Below are 19,584 nucleotides of genomic sequence, written 5' to 3'. Positions count from 1 at the left end.
GCCGCCATGACAAGCTACGACGTGATCATCGTGGGGGCCGGCCATGGCGGCGCTCAGGCCGCCATCGCCTTGCGGCAACAGGGCTTTACCGGCTCGATCGGCATGGTCGGGCGCGATCCGCTTCCTCCCTACGAGCGTCCACCGCTGTCGAAGGAATATCTTGCGGGCGACAAACCGTTCGAGCGTCTGCTTATCCGGCCCGAGGCCTTCTGGGCCGAAAAGGCGGTGACACTGCACCTCGGCAAGGCGGTGACACGGATCGATCCCGAGGCGCATCAGATCACGCTCTCCGGCGGCGATAAGATGGGCTATGGCCACCTGATCTGGGCGGCGGGCGGCAATGCGCGCAGGCTATCGTGCAGCGGCGGCAATCTCGAAGGTGTCCACGCGGTGCGCGACAAGGCCGATGTCGACACGCTGATGGCCGAGCTGGCGGCAGGCAGGCGCCGGATCGTCGTGATCGGCGGCGGCTATATCGGGCTCGAGGCGGCTGCCGTGCTGCGCAAACTGGGCTGCGAGGTGGTGCTGATCGAGGCGCTTGACCGGGTGCTGTCACGCGTGGCGGGCGAGGAACTTTCCCGCTTTTACGAGGACGAACACCGCGCGCAGGGTGTGGACCTGCGGCTGGGCGTCGGGGTCGAATGCCTCCAGGGCGACGGCACCCGCGTGACCGGGGTGGAGCTGATCGACGGCGAAGTGATTGCCTGCGATGCGGTGGTGGTCGGGATCGGGATCGTTCCTGCCGTCGGCCCGCTGATCGATGCCGGGGCTGCCGGAGCGAACGGCGTGGATGTCGACGAATTCTGCCACACCAGCCTGCCCGACATCTATGCCGTCGGCGACTGTGCAGCCCATGCCAATGCCTATGCCGGCGGCGCGGTGATCCGGCTCGAAAGCGTGCAGAACGCCAACGACATGGCGACGACCGCCGCCCGCTCGATCTGCGGCGCGCCGGTGCCCTACGAGGCGTTCCCGTGGTTCTGGTCGAACCAGTACGACCTGAGGTTGCAAACCGCCGGTATCAGCCAGGGGCACGACGCCACGGTGCTGCGGGGTGACCCGGCGGAGCGGAGCTTTTCCGTGGTTTATCTGAAGGATGGCCGCGTCATCGCGATCGACGCCGTCAACCGCACGAAGGACTATGTGCAGGGCCGCAAGCTGATCGAGGCGCGCACGCAGGTCGACGCTGCCGAAGTGGCAGACGTCGAGAGGCCGCTCAAGGAATTGCGGTAAGCCTGCCCAGCGCCCAGCGCGCGGCTTCCGCGACGACGGGGTCCGCATCGTCGGTCAAGGTTCGCACCGGTTCGATCAACTCGGCGTTGCCGCTGTTCCCGGCGGCGATGAGGCAGTTGCGTACGAAGCGGTTGCGCCCGATCCGCTTGATCGGCGAGCCGGAGAATTTTGCGCGAAAAGCGGCATCGTCGAGGGCCAATAACTCGGCCACAATTGGTTCAATCAGCTCCTCGCGCGCGGCGAAGGCCTTGTGCCGCGCAGCCGTCTCGGCAAACTTGTTCCATGGGCACACGGCAAGGCAATCGTCGCAGCCATAAATGCGGTTGCCGATGGCTTCGCGAAACTCTTCGGGAATCGGCCCGGCATATTCGATCGTCAGATAGGAAATGCAGCGGCGCGCATCGAGCTTGTAGGGTGACGGGAAGGCATCGGTCGGGCAGGCATCCTGGCACGCGCGGCACGATCCGCAGTGATCGGTCTGCGGCTTATCGGGCACAAATTCCGCCGTGGTGTAGATCGCGCCGAGAAACAGCCACGAGCCATGTTCGCGGCTCACGAGGTTGGTGTGCTTGCCCTGCCAGCCCAGCCCCGCCACTTGCCCGAGTGGCTTTTCCATCACCGGCGCCGTATCGACGAAGACCTTGAGTTCGGTCTCGGGTTCCTGTTCCACCAGCCAGCGCGCCAGCGCCTTCAGCGCCTTTTTCACCACATCATGATAGTCCCGGCCATGGGCATAGACCGAGATGCGCGCCTTTTCGGGATCGCCCTCCAGCGCCAGCGGATCGACTTCCGGCGCATAGCTCATCCCCAGCGCGATCACGCTTTTGGCCAGCGGCCACATCGACTGCGGACCCTGCCGCACGTCGGCGCGATCGGCCATCCACTGCATATCGCCGTGGTACCCAGCCTCGATCCACTCGTGCAGCCGCGCCGCGCGCACCGGGTCATCTTCCGCCGGCGCAAAGCCGATGGCGGCAAAACCCAGTTCGCGCGCCTTTTCGCGCAGGCGCTCCTGCAACGTGGTCTCGGCGAGATTAACCATGGTAGGGGTGTGCAAGGTTCATTCCTCCCTCCTAAAGTGACAGCATGACCATGGCGACAGGCGATTTCTCCGCAGGCACCGACACCCCGCTCCCGCTCGCCATTTCGGCACGCGGGCTGGTAAAGCGGTTCGACGGCACCACGGCGGTCGACGGGGTGGACCTCGCCATTCCCACCGGCGCGATCTACGGCATTCTCGGCCCCAACGGCGCGGGCAAGACCACCACTTTGCGGATGCTGCTTGGCATTATCGATCCCGACGCGGGCGAGCGCATGGTGCTGGGCGCGAGCAACCCGCAGGATGTGGCGCGCTTCATCGGCTATCTGCCCGAAGAACGCGGGCTGTATCCAGCGATGAAAGCCTACGAGGCCATCGCCTTCATGGGCGCGCTGCGCGGCCTGCCGCTGAAACAGGGCCGCGAGAAGGCGCGCGAACTGCTCGAAAGCCATGGCCTCGGCCATGCGGTCGAGCGGCAGATCCGCCAGCTTTCCAAGGGCATGGCGCAAACCGTGCAACTGCTCGGCACGCTGGTTCACGAGCCCAGGCTGGTGGTGCTCGACGAGCCGTTTTCCGGCCTCGATGCAATCAACCAGGGCAAACTGGAGGTGCTGATCCGCGGGCTGGCCGACAAGGGCACCACGGTGATCTTTTCCACCCACGTCATCGCTCATGCCGAGCGGCTGTGCGAAGGCATCGCCATCATCGCGGGCGGCAAGGTGCCGTTCGCGGGCAGGGTCGACGAAGCGCGCGACCGTATCCCCGCGCAAGTGCGCCTCGAAACGCGCCGCCGCGAGGGCGGCTGGCTGGCCGCCCTGCCGAAAGACGCGCGCCAAGTGGGCGACTTCTGGACCTTCGCGCTGCCCGAAAGCGGTGTGGAGCCACTGCTCAAGGCGCTGATCGAGGGTGAGGCGGGCATCCTCTCGCTCTCGATCGAACGTGCCGGACTGCACGATGCCTTCGTCGCCATCGCGGGCGAGGCAGCGGCGAAAGACATGGTCGCGAACCAACCGGGAGCCCCCGCATGAGCACTGAACGTCAGCCCGGAGGGCGCCTGCCGCTGCTCAAGGCCGCCTATGTAGTTGCGCGGCGCGACTTTACCGCGATCCTGTTCAGCCGCGCGTTCATCTTCTTCCTGCTCGGGCCGCTGTTTCCGGTGGTGGTGATGGCGCTGGCAGGCGGCGTCGGCGCGCAGGTGCAACAGAACGCGGGCGTTGCGAGCATCGGCTTCGCCATGAGCGCCGACGACAACCAGGCCATGCTTGCCGCAGGCAATGCGCTTGCCGAACGCCTCGGCGAAGCGGTGCCCCCGATGAGCGAGCTGCGCGCTGTTGCGCCAGGAGAGCCGTTCGACGCCGAGGTCGCCTTGCAGGAAAGCGAAGGACAACTCGCCGCCGTGGTCACCGGCACGCCTGCCGCGCCGCATCTCACCGCCACCGAAGGCAGCATCGAACGCTGGCAAGGCATCGTGAGCATGATCGCCGCGCAGGCCGAAGGGCAGTCGCTCGCCTATCCCGAGGTTGCCACCAGCGAAGTCGCCTCGAGCGCCGCCGCGCGCAATTCGGCCCGCATCAACACCGCGCAGGGCGGGCAGGTGCTGCTGTTCCTGCTCATAATGCTGCTCGCCTCCATGGTTCTGTCGAACCTCGTCGAGGAAAAAGGCAACAAGATCATCGAGGTGCTCGCTGCGGCGATCCCGATGGACGCGCTGTTCCTCGGCAAGTTGTTTGCGATGCTGGCGGTGTCGGTGGTGGGTATTGCCGTCTGGGGCACCACGGCCGGGATTGTGCTGACTGCGGGCGGGGTCTCGCTGTCGGACTACGCGATGCCGGGCGTCGGCTGGCCGATCTTTATGGCTTTGTTCGCGCTCTATTTCGCCATGGGCTACCTGCTGCTCGGCGCAATTTTCCTCACCATCGGCTCGCAGGCGAAAACGGTGCGCGAGGTGCAGACGCTGTCGATGCCCGCCACCATGTTGCAGGTTCTGGTGTTCTTCCTCTCCAGCCTCACGATCACCAACGCCGGCGGCTGGATCGACTGGCTCGGCATGGCCTTTCCCTTAAGCTCGCCCTTCGTGATGGTGGCGCACGCGGCAATGGACGAGCGCCTGTGGCCACACGCGCTGGCGCTTGGCTGGCAGGCGCTGTGCGTCGCCGTGTTCGTGCGGGTGGGCGCAAGCATGTTCCGCAAGCGAGTGATGAAATCCGGGCCGCAAGCCCCTATAAAGACTAAGGAGAGACGGCGCGGACCGCTCGGGTTCGTGCGCGGCCTGTTCAGCAAGGGTTCCGCCGCGGCCCGCTAAAGGTGCCCCATGACTCACGATCCTAAGCTTTCCCGTCGCGCCGCGCTGACCTGGCTGGGCGTGGGCGTGTCGCTCCCTGTGCTCAGCGCCTGCGGCAGCGAGCCCGCCAAGGCCCAGCAGAGCTTCCGCGTTTCCCGCACCGACGGCGAATGGCGCCGCCGCCTCACCGATATGGAATACCGCGTGCTGCGCGAAGAGGCGACCGAGCGCCCGTTCTCCTCGCCGCTGAATGATGAAAAGCGCGCGGGCACCTTCACCTGTGCCGGATGCGGCAATGCGGTCTATTCGTCTCAAACCAAGTTCGAGAGCGGCACCGGCTGGCCGAGCTTCTATCAGGCGATCGACGCGGGCGCGGTGGGCTATTCTACCGACCGCAAGCTCGGCTACGTCCGCCGCGAGGTCCATTGCGCGGATTGCGGCGGGCATCTGGGCCACGTGTTCGACGATGGCCCCCGCCCGACCGGCAAGCGCCACTGCATCAACGGCGTGGCACTCGATTTCCGGCCTGCCTAGGGCCTAGCCGCAGGTCAGAGCGAAACGTGCTGCATGGCGGCGACAATGCGCGCCAGTTCGCTCATTTGCAGCGTATCCTCGAACACGAGGCCATAGGCCCCGTTGCGCCGCCAGCGGATCTTGGCTCGCGTGGAGGGAAGGTGAGCGGCCCTGAGGACGACGCTGGAGGCGAGCATCAGGTGCTCGTCACAGGCGATTTTCGCCCCCTGGCCCGAGATATCGCAGATCCGTACCGAAAAATCGCGCCCCGGCATCGCGAGAATGGCGGGACAATCGAACTCGACGCGAATCGGACGCTTGCCGAAGCGGCTCGGGCTCTGGATGAGCCGGTCGAGATCGGCACGCTCCATAAATTGCAGGCCCATCCGGTCGCCATCGCGCCACATCACTTCGGCCTTGATCTGGTCGCCGTTCTGAAACTCGATCGTATATTCGCTGCAATCGGGCAGGGCGTGAAACACGCAGACGCTAAGCCCGGTCTCCGACAAGTCGCGGATAACGCAGACGAACTGGTGTTCGGGCGAGATGAGCTTGGCTGGGCGAATCAGCAGCCCAACGCGAGGCGCCGCACGCATTTCGGCGCCCTTGGGCTCCGGCCCTGAGTTTGCGGTGCTCGTGCTGTCGAGCCTTGCTGGGTCTTGCATAGGCGTTACCGATTGCTCCGTGACAGAAAGGTTCATTGTTTCTGCCTGCGTCACAAATTGACAAAAGATCGTTCAGGATTGGTTTATCAACACCTACGCCCAGACACTAGAAGGTATCAGACCAGCGACAGTAATGGCACCGCATCTTCATGGCATTTACATAGCGCAAAGCGCATAGTGCGGTGTTCGAGCAGCGATGCTGCGGTAGCGGGATGCTGGTGCGGGCGGCGGGACTCGAACCCGCACGAGCAAGGCTCAGGGGATTTTAAGTCCCCGGCGTCTACCATTCCGCCACGCCCGCACTGCCAGCAGCCCGCCTAGCGCGGGAAGGCCCGGCTTACCAGTAGCGTGACGTGGCTATCCGCGCGCCTTCGCTCAGCGCGGCCAGTTTCGCCCAGACCACTTGCGGATCGAGCGCATTGCTGCCGGCATGGACCGAGAACCCGCAGTCCACCCCCGCCATCACCCGCTCGCGCCCGAGCAGATCAGCATAGCGGCCGATCCGCTGCGCGATCAGCTCGGGGTGCTCGATATAGGGGCTTTGCGGTTCGATCATGCCAGGGCAGAGCACCTTGTCTTGCGGCAAGGGATGGCTTTCGAAGTAGGCGAACTCGTGCGCATGGCGCGGGTTGGCGCCTTCGAGCAGCACCGTCTGCGGCTTCGCCTGCCACACGATGTCGGCGATTTCGGCCAGCGCCACGTCGCAGTGGTGCGGGCCGGGGTAATTGCCCCAGCACAGGTGCATCCGGCATTGCTCGGGCGGAATGTTCTGCAAGGCATGGTTGAGCGCGGCGACGTTCATGCCGATCCGCTGGCGGAACTCTGCAAGGGTGAGATCGGTGAACTGCACATGGCGGCCCATGGCAAGGTCGGGGCAATCGACCTGCAAGGTGATCCCCGCCGCTGCGATGGTCTCGTATTCGTGCCGCAGCCCCTCGGCGAGCGCGAAGACATAGTCCTCGTCGCTGGCATAGTACTGGTTGGGGAAGAACAGCGCCGTAACCCCCGGCGAGGCCGCCGACATGAAGGTGCCGCGCCCCTGCGCCAGCCGCTGGAGCCGCTCGGCGTCGATGCGCGGGGCTTCCATGTCGATCACCGTGATCGGCGCGGTGCAGGCGGGGGCCGAGCGTTTCGTGCGCCCCTTGTTGCCGAACACCTGTGCCTTGGCACCGGGGAAGTCCTCGAGGTCGGCGAATTCGTATTGCCCTGCCTCGCCGCCAAAGCCCGAGAGCCGGTGCTTGATGTAGGTGGCGTAGCTCGGCTTCGACATCTCGCCATCGTTGACGACAGTGAGCCCCGCTTCGATCTGCCGCGCAACCACCTCCGCCGTGGCCTGTTCCACCGCTGCATCGAGCGCGGCGGGATCGACCGTCTCGCCGCCCTCGCGCGCGAACATCAGATCGAGCAGATAGTCGGGACGTGGCAGGCTGCCGGTGTGGGTGGTGGCGAAACCGCTCATGCGCGTGGCCCTATGCCGCCTCTTCCTTGCGGAAGGTGTTGTTGTTCTCATAATTGCCCGCGAGCCAGCGCTTGAGCTCGGCATGGGCCTTGGCCTTGCGCTCGGCCTTGCCTTCGTCCGCGCGCGGGTCGTCGTTGCAGAATTCCACGATCATGCCATTCGGGTCCTTCACATAGACCGAGCGGCAATAGCCGTGCTCCAGCACATAGGTATCGGGCGCTGAAATCCCGGCCTCCTTGATCCGCTGCTCGATCCCTGCCTGGCATTCGGCATCGACATTCAGCGCGATGTGGATGAACGGCGAAGAGGGAATCTCCGGCCCGAACTCGGCCTGATCGTCGGCATTGGCGAACTGGAAGAACGCCAGCGAACTGCCGTCGCCAAGGTCGAAGAACACGTGGCAATAGGTGCGCATTTTGCCGAACAGCATATCCGCCTCGCACCAGGTGGCCGACAGCGGCAGGCCGATCACGTCCTCGTAAAAGGCGCGCGTCTTTTCCAGATTCTTCGTCACATAGGCGGTGTGGTGCAGTCTGCTCGGCAGCTTTGCCATGATCCATTCTCCCGTTGGGCCGAGTCTTTTCGCGCGGCCTCAAGCTTAGCAATCTAACGCATCATGGCTTGCGGCCAAGTATTTCTTCATTGTGCTGGCCAAGCTCGGGCGGCGGGGTCACATCGCTTTCTGCCTCGCCATCGAACCGGATAGGATTGCGGATCGTGCGGAAAGTACCGCGCTGGCCCTCACCGCTAACCTCCAGCTGGTGGTGCTTGGCGAGATCGCCTTCCAGCACTTCCTTGCTCGAATAGACCGCCGAATGCGGCACTTCGAGGCTGGTCAGCCGCTCCTCCCAATAAGCGCGCGGCTGTCCGGCGAAGATCGGGGCGAGGAATTTCACCACGTTCTCGTAGTTCGCGATCCGCGCCGGGCGGCTTTCGAACTCGGGCCGCGCGAGCATATCAGGCTGGCCGACCGCCTCGGCGAGGTTCTCCCAGAACTTGGGCGGGCTCGACATGTGCAGCGCAATCCAGCCGCCGTCCGCGCATTCGAACACATAGCTCTGCGAAACATGCGGGCGGCTCCACGGCCCCATCACCTCATCGGCGCTGAGATAGTGCGTAAAGTCGTCGAGGTTGAAGTGCGCCATGGCCTCGAACATCGAGGTTTCGACCCGGCGGCCCTTGCCCGTCTTCTCCCGCTCATAGAGCGCGGCCAGCACGCCATAGGCGGCATAGAACCCGGTCACCGCATCGCCAATCGCGGGGCCGACCACGCGCGGATTGCCGGGGTTCACCAGCAGCCTGAGGAAACCGCTCGCGGCCTGCGATACGGTGTCGAAGGCCGGACGGTCCTTCCACGGGCCATCGTTGCCGAAGCCGGAAATATCGACATAGACCAGCCGTGGGTTGATCACCTGCAACCGCGCGGCATCGACATGCAGCCGCTCGGCCACGCCGGGGCGGAAATTCTGGATGAACACGTCTGCCGTTTCGACCAACTCGTCGAGCGCCTTGCGGTCGTCCTCGCTGGTCTTGGTGTTGAGCGTGATCGACTTCTTGTTCCGGTTATAGGTCTGATAATGCGGCGAATAGAGGTCGCCCTTGAAGGCGCGGAACGGGTCGCCCGTCTCGGGCATCTCGACCTTGATGACCTCGCCCCCGAGGTCCGCCAGCAGCATCCCGCAGGCCGGCCCGGTAATGAAGGTGCCCATATCGAGCACACGAATGCCGTTAAGCGGCTTTGCCATTTGTCTCTCCCACGATCCCCGCACCCGCTCGTCCTGAGCTTGTCGAAGGACTGTCCTTACTTCTAGTCCAAGCTTGAAGAAAAAGCGGTGCTTCGACAAGCTCGGCACAAACGGATCTGGGAGAATTGAATGCGCATCGGGAAACAGGATCAGCCCTACACTGCGATCTGCACCTCGGACGCGGAATCGATCACCGTGCGCGGGCGCGACCTGTGCGAGGACATCATCGGCAAGTTCGATTTCTCCAGCTACTTCTGGCTGCTGGTGACGGGCGAGGAGCCCAATGAGAACCAGAGCTTCTTCCTCAACGCGGTGCTCTGCGCGCTGGCCGAGCACGGGCTGGTGCCCTCGGTGGTGGCCGCGCGGATGACGCTCGCCGCCGCGCCCGAGGCAGTGCAGGGCGCGGTCGCGGCGGGGTTGCTGGGCTGCGGCTCGGTGGTGCTGGGCAGCGCCGAGATCGCGGGCAAGTTCTACCACGACTGCGTGAACGACCAACGCGCGAGCGGCGATGCGGTGGAAACGGTGGCGCGGCGCAAGATCGCCGAGTGGCGCGCGCATACGAAGGCCGTCCCCGGCTTCGGCCACCCGCAGCACTCCGAGGGCGACCCGCGCGCGAACCTGTTGCTGAAGCTTGCGGACGAGCGCGGTGTCTCGGGCGAGCACGTGGCGATGATGCGCGCGTTGCAGGCGGCGCTGCCCGAGACGATTGGCCGCGCGCTGCCGGTTAACGTGAACGGCCCGATCCCCGCGATCATGCTCGATCTGGGCTGGCCGGTGGCGGCGCTGAAGGGGATCGGCCTGCTGTGCCGGACCGGCGGGCTGATCGGGCACCTGACCGAGGAGGCCGAGCGGCCTATCGGGTTCGTGATGAGCGGGGCTGCGGCTGGGGCGATTAGCTATGATGGGGAGTGAAGCGGAAAGGCCGACGTGCTCTCAAATGCCCAAGGCCGTTCGATGGTTCGAGGCTCTCACTATACTACTCTTCACACTCGGTATAATTGCTCTCTGGCTATGGCCAAATGATCCAATCGAGCGGGCTATCTCGGTTTTTGTTGGCGTAGCGACGCTCCTGTTAGCTCTGGCAGCGTCTAGAGGAAAAAGCACCATTGCCCGGATCGTTCTTACGACCCTATTTATTGGCGACATCTTATTGTTAGCATACCGAGCTACCCGCTACGGAACCTATTGGCCGCCAAGCGGGCTTGAGGACTGGCTCAGTTTTGTTATTTTTTCGGGTCTCTCGATTGGGCAGATCATTTTTCTGTGGTCACCGGGATTCTCCGATTGGATCACTGATCGAGCAAGCGCAAAAAGCGCTAACATCCCCCAACCCTAACGCCCAACACAATTAGCCTTGCAATCATCGCGCCCGCTGGCACCATGCGCGGCGGGAGAGTACAACAATGCTGGCAGGCGAGTTCGACTACATCGTCATTGGCGCAGGTTCGTCCGGCGCATGCGTGGCCGCGCGGCTGGGCGAGGACACCAGCAAGACCACCTGCGTGCTCGAAGCGGGCGGGCATGACAGCCATCCGTTCATCCACGTGCCCAGCTTCGTCGCCGCCGCCATCGGGCGCAAGGTCACCAACTGGGGGTTCGAGACCGTCCCCCAGCCCGGCATGGCAGGCCGCAAGATCGGCGTGCCGCGCGGAAAAGTCATCGGCGGCAGCGGCTCGATCAACGGCATGGTCTACTTTCGCGGCCACCCCACCGACTATGACGACTGGGCCGACGCGGGCTGCAAGGGCTGGTCCTATGCCGAGGTGCTGCCCTACTTCACCCGCACCGAGCATAACGAGGACTATCCCGAAAGCGTCTTCCACGGCACCAGCGGCCCTATCAACGCGAAGATGGTCGAGGGGCCGAACCCGCTCAATTACGACTTCATGGCCGCGCTGGCCGAGCAGCAGTTCCCCGCCTGCCCCGACTTCAACGGCCCCGATCCCGAGGGCTATGGCCGCCGTCAGGGCCTGATCCGTGATGGCCAGCGCGAGAGCACGGCGAAATGCATGCTCCGCCCCGCGATGGCGCGGGGGAATATCCATTTGCAGGTCGATGCGCGGGTGGCGCGCATCGTGGTCGAGAACCGGCGTGCGGTGGGGGTCGAGCTGACCGATGGCCGTATTCTGCGCGCCCGCCACGAGGTGATCCTGAGCGCCGGTGCGGTGCAGAGCCCGCAGATCCTGATGCTCAGCGGCATCGGCCCCGCCGCACATTTGCGCGAGCACGGCATCGAAGTGGTCCACGATGTGCCCGGCGTCGGCCAGAACTATCAGGACCATGTCGCCAGCCCAATCCACATGGAGACGGGCGACATGACCAGCTATGGCATCAGCTGGCGCGCGATGCCGCGCAACGTGCTCCAGTTTTTCAACTATCTGCTCACCCGCAAGGGGCCGCTCGCGGGCAACGTGTTCGAGAGCGTGGCCTTCCTGCGCACCGACCCGAGCCTCGCCAGGCCCGATGTGCAATTCGTGTTCCAGCCCGCCAGGCGGCTGACGGTTAAGGGCGTGCCGTTCCCGGTCGGCCACGGCTATGCGATCAGCCCGGTGGCGCTTTATCCCAAGAGCTGCGGCGAAGTGACGCTCGCCTCCGCCGACCCGGCCGCAGCCCCGCTGATCGACCCGCACCTGCTCGAACACCCCGACGATATCCAGCCGCTGATCCGCGCTTTGAAGATCGCCCGCACGGCCTTCGCCAGCCAGCCTTTCGCGAAGTATCAGGGCACCGAAGTCGCCCCCGGCCCGGAGTGCCAGAGCGACAAGCAGTGGGACGCCTATATCCGCAAGACAGGCTACACCGTTCACCACCCGGTCGGCACCTGCAAGATGGGGGCGGCGGACGATTCAAGCGCCGTGGTCGACCCCGAGCTGCGCCTGATCGGGATCGATGGCCTGCGCGTGGCCGATGCGAGCGTGATGCCCAGCGTGATCGGCGGCAACACCAACGCCCCCTGCGTGATGATCGGCGAGAAATGCGCCGACTTCGTTCTCGGCAAAGCGCGGTTGACACCGGCGCAGCTTCCGGAGGAAAGTGTAGCACGCTACAAGCCGAAAGCGGCTGTGGCAGCCTGAGGAGAGGACAATGGCCGCAGAGCACGTGAAGAGCTGGCAGGTCGGCGATGTAACAATCAGCCGCATCGTCGAGCTTTGGGACTTCCGCGACGACATCCACATGACCATGCCCGACGCCACCCCGGAAGAGGTGATCGCGCTCGACTGGCTGCACCCGCACTATGCCACCCCGGAGGGCCAGCAGCGGATGAACTTCCAGGGCTTCGTGGTGCAGACGCCCGACAAGGTGATCGTGGTCGACAGCTGCATCGGCGCGGGGCGCGAGCGCGATTTCGATGTGTTCTGCAACTTGCCCGAAGGTTTTCTCGAAGACCTCGCCAGCCTTGGCATCACGCGCGAACAGGTGGACATAGTGTTCTGCACTCACCTGCACTTCGACCATGTCGGCTGGAACACCTACAAGGACCCGGCAACCGGCGAATACAAGCCGACTTTCCCCAACGCCCGCTACCTCTTCGGCAAGACCGAATACGAGGCATGGCAGGAGGTGATCCGCCACGATGGCGTGCATTCGGACGGCCATTTGGTCGAATGCGTCGATCCGATCGTGGCGCTGGGCATGGCCGACTTTATCGATACCGACCACCGGATCTGCCCCGAACTCACCTGCGAGCCGAGCCACGGCCACACCCCCGGCCACATCCACGTCCGCATCGAGAGCAAGGGCGAACGCGCGGTCATCACCGGCGACCTGATGCACCACCCGATGCAATGCGCGATGCCGCACCGCGACGCCACCTTCGACATGGACAAGGATGCAGGCCGCGCCACCCGCGTCGCCTTCGTCGACACCTACAAGGACAGCGGCACGCTGATCGTCGGCGCCCACTTCGCCGAGCCGACCGCCGGGCACTTCGAAACCGGCGCAGATGGCAAGGTGTGGTTCCGGGGGCTTGGGCTGTGAGCACGCCGATCCCCGACTATCCGCTCGACATCTTCACCCCCGAGGCGGTGCGCGATGCCCGCAGCGTCGACGATGCCCTGCGCGAATTCGCCCCCGTGGTGCGGCTGCACGACGGCACCTGCATGATCGCGCGGCACGAACACGTCACCAGCGGATTGCTCGACTGGAAGAGCTTCTCCTCCACTAGCCGCCCCTGGCACGATCCCAATTCGCCGCGGCCCGAAATCCTCCTGACCGACGATCCGCCCCGCCACACGCAGGTGCGCAAGGTCGTCTCCGACGCGCTCAGCCCGCGCGCGCTGGAGCGGACCAAGGCGATCTTTCAGGCCTCCGCCGAAGCGTTCGTCGGCAAGCTGCGCGAGCGTGAAGGCGAGGCCGTCGACGCCGTGGGCGAGATCACGCAGGCGTGGATCTTCGACATCCTGCCCGAGGTGCTCGGCCTGCCCAAGGAGGGCCGTCACCACATGCACGGCTTCTCGCAAATGGTCTGGGCGACGATGGGGCCACCGGGCGAGCTGTTCGACGAGGCGATGGACCACGATTTCAGCGCCGTGGTCGAATGGCTTGGTACGGCCTGCGATCGGAATGCGCTCGATCCGGCGGGCATCGGCGCGAGCATCTTCGCCGCCGCCGATGCGGGGCAAGTGACCGAGGACGAGGCCAAGCTGCTGCTGCAAACCGTGCTCAGCGCCGGGGCCGACACCACCTATCTCACCATGGCCAACGCGATCCGCGCCTGGGCGCTGTTCCCCGAGGAATATGCCAAGCTGCGCGCGAATCCCAAGCTGCTGCGCAGCGCCTTCGACGAATCGCTGCGGTGGGATTCGCCCAGCCGCATGGCGGGCCGCATCGCCACGGTCGATGTGGCGATTGGCGACTATGTGGTGCCCGCCGGCACCCGCTGCGGGCTGATGTTCGCCGCCGCCAACCGCGATCCGCGCTTCTGGGACGCGCCTGATGAGTATCGCATTGAGCGCGACACCAGGCACTCGCTCGGTTGGGGCTACGGGGTGCATGGCTGCGTCGGGCGGATGCTCGCGCAGACCGAGGCGCAGGCGTTTCTCGGCACGCTCGTGCGCGAGGTCGAGGCGTTCGAAATCGCAGGTGAATACGAGCCGTGGATGACCACCGTCGGCCACGGCCCGATCAAGCAGCCCGTGAGGCTCAAGTTCACTTGAGCATGGCCGTCACCCGTATCGACGCCATCCGCTACGCCCGGCACGAGCGGACGGCTGCGGCCAACTTCGCCGCGCCGGTCGACGATCACGATCTGCCGATGCCGCTCGACTATTTCGTGTGGGCGATCCACCGCGAAGGCGCGCCGCCGCTGGTGGTCGACACCGGCTTCGGCGAGGAGGCAGCGGTGGCGCGCGGGCGCGTAATCACCCGCTCGGTGAGCGAAGGGTTGCGCGCGGCGGGGATCGATCCGCTGCTGGTCGAGGACGTGATCCTCACCCACCTGCACTACGACCACGCTGGCAACCTGAGCACCTTTTCCAATGCGCGGTTCCATCTGCAAGACGCCGAGCTCGCCTTCGCCACCAGCCGCCATATTCTCGAAGAACCGACCCGCGCGCCGTTCGATGGCGAGCCGGTCGCGCAACTGGTGCGCAAGCTCTATGCCGACCACGTAGTGTTCCACGATGGCGACAGCCAGTTTGCGCAGGGCATCCGCCTGGTGCAGCTTGCCGGGCACACCGCCGGGTTGCAGGCGGTGGTCTGCGACACCGCGCGCGGGGCCGTGGTGCTGGCGAGCGACGCCGCGCATCTCTATGCCAACATCACCCGCGCGATTCCCTTCCCTATCTTCGTCGACGAAGCCGCCTATACGGAAGCCCAGAAGCGGCTGATGGACCTAGCGGGCCATTCGCTTGACCACGTCATTCCGGGCCACGATCCGCTGGTGCTGCGCTGCTTCCCCTCGGATAACGACATCGCGCGGGTCGATCTCGCCCCGCATACCGCAATCGCCAACGCGTTATCGGAGCACACATGACCAAGGTTGGATTTCTCGGACTGGGCCGGATGGGCGCAGGCATGGCCGCACGCCTGATCGGTCATGTCGATAGCCTGCTGGTCCACGACATCGCCCCCCATACCATTGCCGCGCTGGTGGCCAAGGGGGCTGAGGCTGCTGACAGTGCAAAGGCGCTCGGCGCGCAGTGCGATATTGTGTTCACCAGCCTGCCAACCCCGGCCATCGTGCGCGATGCGATGGCCGAGATCGCCGGTGGCGGCAGCCCAGCGATCCTGTGCGATCTGTCGACCTCGGGGCCGCAGCTCGCAGCCGAACTCGATGCGCTGCTTGCGCCGAGAGGCGTGGCGAGCTTCGACGCGCCGGTGTCGGGCGGGATCGCCAAGGCGCACGATGGCACGCTGTCGCTGATGGTGGGCGGCCCGGCGCAGCATTATCCAAGGCTCGAACCGCTGCTCGAACGGCTGGGCAAGCCTACCTTCATGGGCGAAACGCCCGGAGCGGGGCAAACGATGAAGCTGGTCAACAACCTGCTCGGCGCAGTCGCTATCGGGGTCACCGCGGAGGGCATGGCCTTCGGGATCAAGGCCGGGCTCGATCCGGCCAAGATGATCGACGTGCTCAATCAGTCGACCGGTATCAATTCAGCCACCCGCGACAAATGGCCCAAATCGGTCCTGCCGCGCACCTTCGACTTCGGCTTTGCGGCGGCGCTGAGCCTGAAGGATACGCGCCTGTTGCTGGATGAGGCCGAGGCAGCCGAAGTGCCGCTGCCGCTCGGCCATATCATCGCCGACTATCTCGAACGCACGCTGGCGCGCGAGGGCGGCGAGGCGGATTTCACCGCCATCGCCAAGGTGGTGGAGGAAGCCGCCGGGCTCAACCCCGAAAGGCCGGCCTGAGCCTCCTCCGTTCGTGAGATCAGACCCCCGCTGCCGCCACCGTGGTGTCCGCCTGCACCTTTTCGCGAGCCTTTTCCTCGGGCGTCTTCGTCTTGCGTTCGGAATACTTCTTGTAGGCATAGCCGCCCGCGCCGAGCGCGATCAGCGCCGGAAGCGAGAGGCGGCGTACTACGGCCACACTCGCCGCGCCGAGCAGCGCGCCACCGGCACCGCCGATGTTCGAAGTCTTTTCCGCCATCTTGGCGCCTGCGAAGCCGCCGATAATCTTGCCGATCATGGTATTTCTCCTGTTGGGGTCTTTGCAGGATAAACCCCTGATGATGCGGGCTGGTTCCTGACTATCGCGCGCGGCAGCGCGAGGGCGGCGGAACATCCTGCAAAGCGGCGCGGATCACATCGGTCCATATCCGATAGCCGGAGGCGCGCATGTGCAGCCGGTCGGCTCCGAAGATGTTCTTCGGCGTGCCGGCCGGGGTCAGCATGGGGGAGGCCACGTCGATATAGCCCACGTCGCTTTCCTCCAGCGCCAGCTCGCGCGCCATGGCGTTGAATTCGACCTGATCTTCCCGCTGTGCCCAGCGCGATGGCGAGGGCTTGATGGAGACGACCCACATCGGCGTATCGCTCAGCCGTTCGCGCTTCAGCCGCAGCAACGCCTGCAGATCGCGAAACACCTGCCGCGGGCTCTTGCCGGCGGCGAGATCGTTCTCCCCAGCGTAAAACACGATGGCGCGGGGCGCGTAGGGCGTCACGATGCGGTCGAAGAAGCGGACCGTATCGGCGATGGTCGAACCGCCGTAGCCGCGATTGAGCACCCGGCGGTCGGAGAAATCGTTGGCAAGGCTCCGCCACATCCGGATCGAGGACGAGCCGACGAACAGCGTCGAACACGGTGGCGGCGGAAAGGCTGCGTCCACCAGTTCGAAAGCCTCGATGTCCGCTTCGAACGGGACGGACCGGACCACCGGCACGGGCCGGATAACGGGCGCGGCCTGCCGATTTGGCGCGGGCTGCGCCTGCACCTGCGATCCCGCCACAAGGCTAAGCACGGCGAGAATATTGAGGACTTTGCGCAGTGTCGTTTCCCTTCGAGAGGTCTTTACGCCGGCCCTTAGATATCGTTCCTGATCGTCGCCAGGGCCCCGCCGTCGATTTCCCACTTCGCGCCGTTGACGTAGCTCGCCTCCTCGCTGAGCAGGAAGGAAACGACATCGCCCACCTCGCGCGGCTGGCCCACGCGGTTGAGCGTAGCGGTCTGGCCGAGCTTCTTCATCCCCTCTTCAACGCTGTCGAACATCTGGTCGAGCATGCCGACCAGCAGCGGGGTCTCGATCACGCCGGGCATCACGCAGTTCACCCGAACACCTTTCTGCGCCACTTCGCTGGCCGCAGTGCGGGTGAGGCCGACCGCGCCGTGCTTGGCGGCATTGTAGGCGCAGGCCCCCGCCAGCCCGCGCTCGGAACCGATGCTGGCGGTGTTCACCACCGCGCCGCTGCCCGCTTCGACCATGTAAGGCAGCACGAAGCGCAAGCCGAGGAACATGCCGCGCAGGTTCACGTGCAGCACCTTGTCGAACCAGCCGATGTCGTATTCGTGCGTGGGGGCCAGTTCGCCTTCGATGCCGGCGTTGTTGAAGAAACCGTCGATCTTGCCGAATGTGTCGTGCGCCGCCTTGGCATAGGCTTCGACCGCCGCGTCATCAGCGCAATCGGCGACGTGGCCGTGCGCCTTATAACCCTTGCCTTGCAGCTCGGCGACACATTGTTCCAGCTTGTCGGCGGCGATATCGACCAGCATCACCTCGGCCCCGTCGCGGCAGAGAATTTCGCTGGTGGCAAATCCGATGGCGCCCGCCGCGCCGGTGACGATGATGGACTTGTCCTTGTGGCGCATCACTTGGCTCCTTTCCGAAATGGCATGGTGAGCAGGAACCACATAAGTTTCGGCGTCAGCATCTTGCCGAACTTGCGGGCTTCCTCGGGGGTGACGATAGCGGTCATCGGCATTGCGCCATAGACCTTGCCCTTCAGCACGAGATCGTCGCCCTTCACCTCGATTTTGCTGATTTCCATCAGCTCGCTTTTGTCGGCTGCGCGGATCTTCATGCCACTGCAATCCCGTCGAAATCGATGCCGAGATCCTCGGCCATCACCATGGCTGTCGCGCGGCCAGCCCCGAACACCCCGCCGCCCGGATGCTGGAACGGACCGACCAGATAGAGCCGCTCGACTCCGGGTACGGTGTAGCCGCCAAGATCGGGCGTGGGCCGGTGGCGACCCGATTGGTAGGTGGTGGTGGCGATGCCGTGAAGGTCACCGCGCAGGAAGCTGGGGCTGGTGCGCTCCATGTCGACGGGTGAGTCGCAGTGGTAGCTGAGCACCGCTTCGGGCACATTCTCGATATAATTGCCCATTTGCGCGATCATGGTCTCGGCGAATTCGCCCTTGGCCTCGTCCCAATCGCGGCCGTCCTTGCGCTGGTAGGGCACATAGTCCCAGGCGTGGAAAATGCTCTTGCCCTCGGGGCAGCGCGAGGGATCGTGTTGCGGCAACTGGCCCACGCCCACCAGCGGGGTGGGGCTGAAATTGCCATAGCGCAGCTCGTCGAAGGCGCGGCGCATGTCCTCGTAGCTGGCGGGCATCAGCTCATACATCACCGCCGAAAGCGCGCTGCCATCGGCATTCTTCGCCTTGAACTGTAACGGCGCATCGAGCGCAGCGTGGACGGTGAAGCAGGCGGCATCGGTGATGTGCGTGCGCTTCGCCTTGCGCGCGACCTCGGCGGGCAGGCTCGGCACGACATCGGGCAGAATATGCGGGTGAAGCGCGCCGATCACGCCATCGGTGCAGGTGAGCCGCTCGCCGCTGTCGAGCACCACGCCTGAAGCACGCGCGCCATCGGTGAACACCTCGCGCACCTCGCAACCCGAGCGGACCGCGCCGCCGTGGTCCTCGATGCAGGCGACCAGTGCATTGGTCAGGCTGCCCGAGCCGCCCACCGGCACGCCAAAGCCGAATTTCTCCAGGAAGCCGAGGAAGACATAGGCGCCGATGCCGGTCGCCTTCTCATCCGGGCTGACAAGGTTTTCGCCCGCCACCCGGCCGAAATGCGCCTTCACCTTGTCGTGCTCGAACAGCTCTTCCATCAGATCGAAGGTGGAGACGGCCATGGTCCGCATGATCTCCTGACCCTCGCCGCTCTGGTCCATCATCGCGGCCTGCGCGCCCAAAGGCATCGGCGGCGAATAGAGCCCGGCCTGAATCATCGGCAGCCACTGCGCAGCTTGCTGGCTCATTGTGAGGAAGGTCTCGGCGTCCTTCTGGCTGAACCGCGCGATGGCCTCCGCGCTTTTGGCCGGGTCGCGGTGAAGCGGCAGGGTGGTGCCATCCTCCCACACGCTCATCATCGGCACTTCGGGGAACACGTATTGGAGGCCGTACTTGCGCTTGAGGCCGAGATCATCGTTCAGCAGCAGCGGATTGCCCTGGATGAAGATGTGGCTCATCGAGTGCTGGTCGTGGAGGAAGCCGGGCTCGGTCAGCTCGCGGCTGACTACCCCGCCGCCAAGCCATTCGTTGCGTTCGAGCACCAGCACCCGCTTGCCCCCCACCGCCAGATAGGCAGCCGCGACGAGGCCATTGTGCCCTGCGCCGATTACGATGATGTCTGCGTCACTCATGGTCTCTTTCCCAAAATCCGCTCGTCCAGAGCCTGTCGAAGGACATGCACCGAGGGTCGCCCCACGGTTGGGCCGAAGTCGTGGCTGCCCTTCGACAGGCTCAGGGTGAGCGGG

At 65.0% G+C, this 19,584-nt stretch carries 20 protein-coding genes and 1 tRNA gene; 10 read left to right on the top strand and 11 right to left on the bottom strand.

Annotated elements, in window-relative coordinates; genetic code table 11:
• Window positions 1-6 precede the first annotated feature (6 nt).
• Entirely contained in the window at window positions 7-1,233 is a 1,227-nt protein-coding gene (locus tag E0473_RS09480) for an NAD(P)/FAD-dependent oxidoreductase (protein WP_137680609.1), read from the top strand.
• Here the strand turns inward: E0473_RS09480 and queG are convergent.
• Window positions 1,217-2,275 (bottom strand): tRNA epoxyqueuosine(34) reductase QueG, encoded by a 1,059-nt coding sequence (gene queG, locus E0473_RS09475; RefSeq protein WP_137680608.1) that lies wholly within the window; start codon window positions 2,273-2,275, stop codon window positions 1,217-1,219. The genes E0473_RS09480 and queG overlap by 17 nt on opposite strands.
• Before the next feature lie 44 nt (window positions 2,276-2,319).
• On the opposite strand from queG, the gene E0473_RS09470 reads away from it, so the two are divergent.
• Genes E0473_RS09470 through msrB form a run of 3 tightly spaced genes read left to right on the top strand, consistent with a single transcriptional unit; the run spans window position 2,320 to window position 5,087 of the window.
• Window positions 2,320-3,300, top strand: coding sequence for an ABC transporter ATP-binding protein (locus E0473_RS09470; RefSeq protein ID WP_137680607.1), 981 nt, complete (start codon window positions 2,320-2,322; stop codon window positions 3,298-3,300).
• Window positions 3,297-4,574, top strand: coding sequence for an ABC transporter permease (locus E0473_RS09465; protein ID WP_137680606.1), 1,278 nt, complete (start codon window positions 3,297-3,299; stop codon window positions 4,572-4,574). Before E0473_RS09470 ends, E0473_RS09465 begins: the two co-directional genes overlap by 4 nt.
• Window positions 4,575-4,583: 9 nt before the next feature.
• On the top strand, window positions 4,584-5,087 hold the full coding sequence (gene msrB / locus E0473_RS09460) for a peptide-methionine (R)-S-oxide reductase MsrB (RefSeq protein WP_137680605.1): 504 nt from the start codon (window positions 4,584-4,586) through the stop codon (window positions 5,085-5,087).
• Between the two features lie 14 nt (window positions 5,088-5,101).
• On the opposite strand, the gene E0473_RS09455 is transcribed toward msrB, so the two are convergent.
• The 5 genes from E0473_RS09455 to E0473_RS09435 form a co-directional block, all read right to left on the bottom strand.
• Window positions 5,102-5,662: a PilZ domain-containing protein gene (locus E0473_RS09455; RefSeq protein ID WP_161981563.1), complete on the bottom strand. Its 561-nt coding sequence runs from the start codon at window positions 5,660-5,662 to the stop codon at window positions 5,102-5,104.
• Between the two features lie 285 nt (window positions 5,663-5,947).
• Window positions 5,948-6,032: transfer RNA gene (locus tag E0473_RS09450), tRNA-Leu, on the bottom strand.
• 36 nt (window positions 6,033-6,068) lie between these two features.
• Window positions 6,069-7,190 (bottom strand): cobalamin-independent methionine synthase II family protein, encoded by a 1,122-nt coding sequence (locus E0473_RS09445; RefSeq protein WP_137680603.1) that lies wholly within the window; start codon window positions 7,188-7,190, stop codon window positions 6,069-6,071.
• A gap of 10 nt (window positions 7,191-7,200) precedes the next feature.
• On the bottom strand, window positions 7,201-7,743 hold the full coding sequence (locus tag E0473_RS09440) for a VOC family protein (RefSeq protein ID WP_137680602.1): 543 nt from the start codon (window positions 7,741-7,743) through the stop codon (window positions 7,201-7,203).
• 61 nt (window positions 7,744-7,804) lie between these two features.
• Window positions 7,805-8,935, bottom strand: a complete 1,131-nt coding sequence (locus E0473_RS09435) for a CaiB/BaiF CoA transferase family protein (RefSeq protein WP_137680601.1) — start codon at window positions 8,933-8,935, stop codon at window positions 7,805-7,807.
• Between the two features lie 129 nt (window positions 8,936-9,064).
• Here E0473_RS09435 and E0473_RS09430 point away from each other — a divergent pair, with 129 nt between their 5' ends.
• The 6 genes from E0473_RS09430 (at window position 9,065) to E0473_RS09405 (ending at window position 15,790) form a co-directional block, all read left to right on the top strand.
• Window positions 9,065-9,847, top strand: coding sequence for a citryl-CoA lyase (locus E0473_RS09430; RefSeq protein WP_137680600.1), 783 nt, complete (start codon window positions 9,065-9,067; stop codon window positions 9,845-9,847).
• Window positions 9,848-10,338: 491 nt separating this feature from the next.
• Window positions 10,339-12,009: a GMC family oxidoreductase gene (locus E0473_RS09425; RefSeq protein ID WP_137680599.1), complete on the top strand. Its 1,671-nt coding sequence runs from the start codon at window positions 10,339-10,341 to the stop codon at window positions 12,007-12,009.
• A 10-nt stretch (window positions 12,010-12,019) separates the two neighbouring features.
• Window positions 12,020-12,913: an MBL fold metallo-hydrolase gene (locus tag E0473_RS09420; RefSeq protein WP_137680598.1), complete on the top strand. Its 894-nt coding sequence runs from the start codon at window positions 12,020-12,022 to the stop codon at window positions 12,911-12,913.
• A complete protein-coding gene (locus E0473_RS09415; RefSeq protein WP_161981562.1) occupies window positions 12,910-14,091 on the top strand; it encodes a cytochrome P450 in 1,182 nt (393 codons plus the stop codon). Before E0473_RS09420 ends, E0473_RS09415 begins: the two co-directional genes overlap by 4 nt.
• Before the next feature lie 2 nt (window positions 14,092-14,093).
• Window positions 14,094-14,909, top strand: coding sequence for an N-acyl homoserine lactonase family protein (locus E0473_RS09410; protein ID WP_137680914.1), 816 nt, complete (start codon window positions 14,094-14,096; stop codon window positions 14,907-14,909).
• A complete protein-coding gene (locus E0473_RS09405; RefSeq protein ID WP_137680596.1) occupies window positions 14,906-15,790 on the top strand; it encodes an NAD(P)-dependent oxidoreductase in 885 nt (294 codons plus the stop codon). The genes E0473_RS09410 and E0473_RS09405 overlap by 4 nt, the downstream gene beginning before the upstream one ends.
• 19 nt (window positions 15,791-15,809) lie before the next feature.
• Here E0473_RS09405 and E0473_RS09400 read toward each other — a convergent pair whose 3' ends face one another.
• The 5 genes from E0473_RS09400 to E0473_RS09380 all read right to left on the bottom strand — a co-directional run bounded on the left by E0473_RS09400 (window position 15,810) and on the right by E0473_RS09380 (window position 19,470).
• The gene (locus tag E0473_RS09400) at window positions 15,810-16,067 is read right to left on the bottom strand and encodes a hypothetical protein (RefSeq protein WP_137680595.1); all 258 of its coding nucleotides are present in this window, start codon (window positions 16,065-16,067) and stop codon (window positions 15,810-15,812) included.
• Between the two features lie 61 nt (window positions 16,068-16,128).
• Window positions 16,129-16,755 (bottom strand): SGNH/GDSL hydrolase family protein, encoded by a 627-nt coding sequence (locus E0473_RS09395; protein ID WP_137680594.1) that lies wholly within the window; start codon window positions 16,753-16,755, stop codon window positions 16,129-16,131.
• 146 nt (window positions 16,756-16,901) lie between these two features.
• Entirely contained in the window at window positions 16,902-17,684 is a 783-nt protein-coding gene (locus E0473_RS09390; protein WP_137680593.1) for an SDR family NAD(P)-dependent oxidoreductase, read from the bottom strand.
• The gene (locus E0473_RS09385) at window positions 17,684-17,896 is read right to left on the bottom strand and encodes a hypothetical protein (protein ID WP_137680592.1); all 213 of its coding nucleotides are present in this window, start codon (window positions 17,894-17,896) and stop codon (window positions 17,684-17,686) included. The genes E0473_RS09390 and E0473_RS09385 overlap by 1 nt, the downstream gene beginning before the upstream one ends.
• Window positions 17,893-19,470 (bottom strand): phytoene desaturase family protein, encoded by a 1,578-nt coding sequence (locus E0473_RS09380; RefSeq protein ID WP_137680591.1) that lies wholly within the window; start codon window positions 19,468-19,470, stop codon window positions 17,893-17,895. Before E0473_RS09380 ends, E0473_RS09385 begins: the two co-directional genes overlap by 4 nt.
• Window positions 19,471-19,584: the final 114 nt, after the last annotated feature.

The organism is Aurantiacibacter suaedae (genome assembly GCF_005434915.1).
In the GTDB taxonomy this organism is placed as follows: Bacteria; Pseudomonadota; Alphaproteobacteria; order Sphingomonadales; family Sphingomonadaceae; genus Alteraurantiacibacter; species Alteraurantiacibacter suaedae.
The sequence above is the reverse complement of the archived record's forward strand: the minus strand, read 5'-3'. Positions and strand labels throughout refer to the sequence as shown.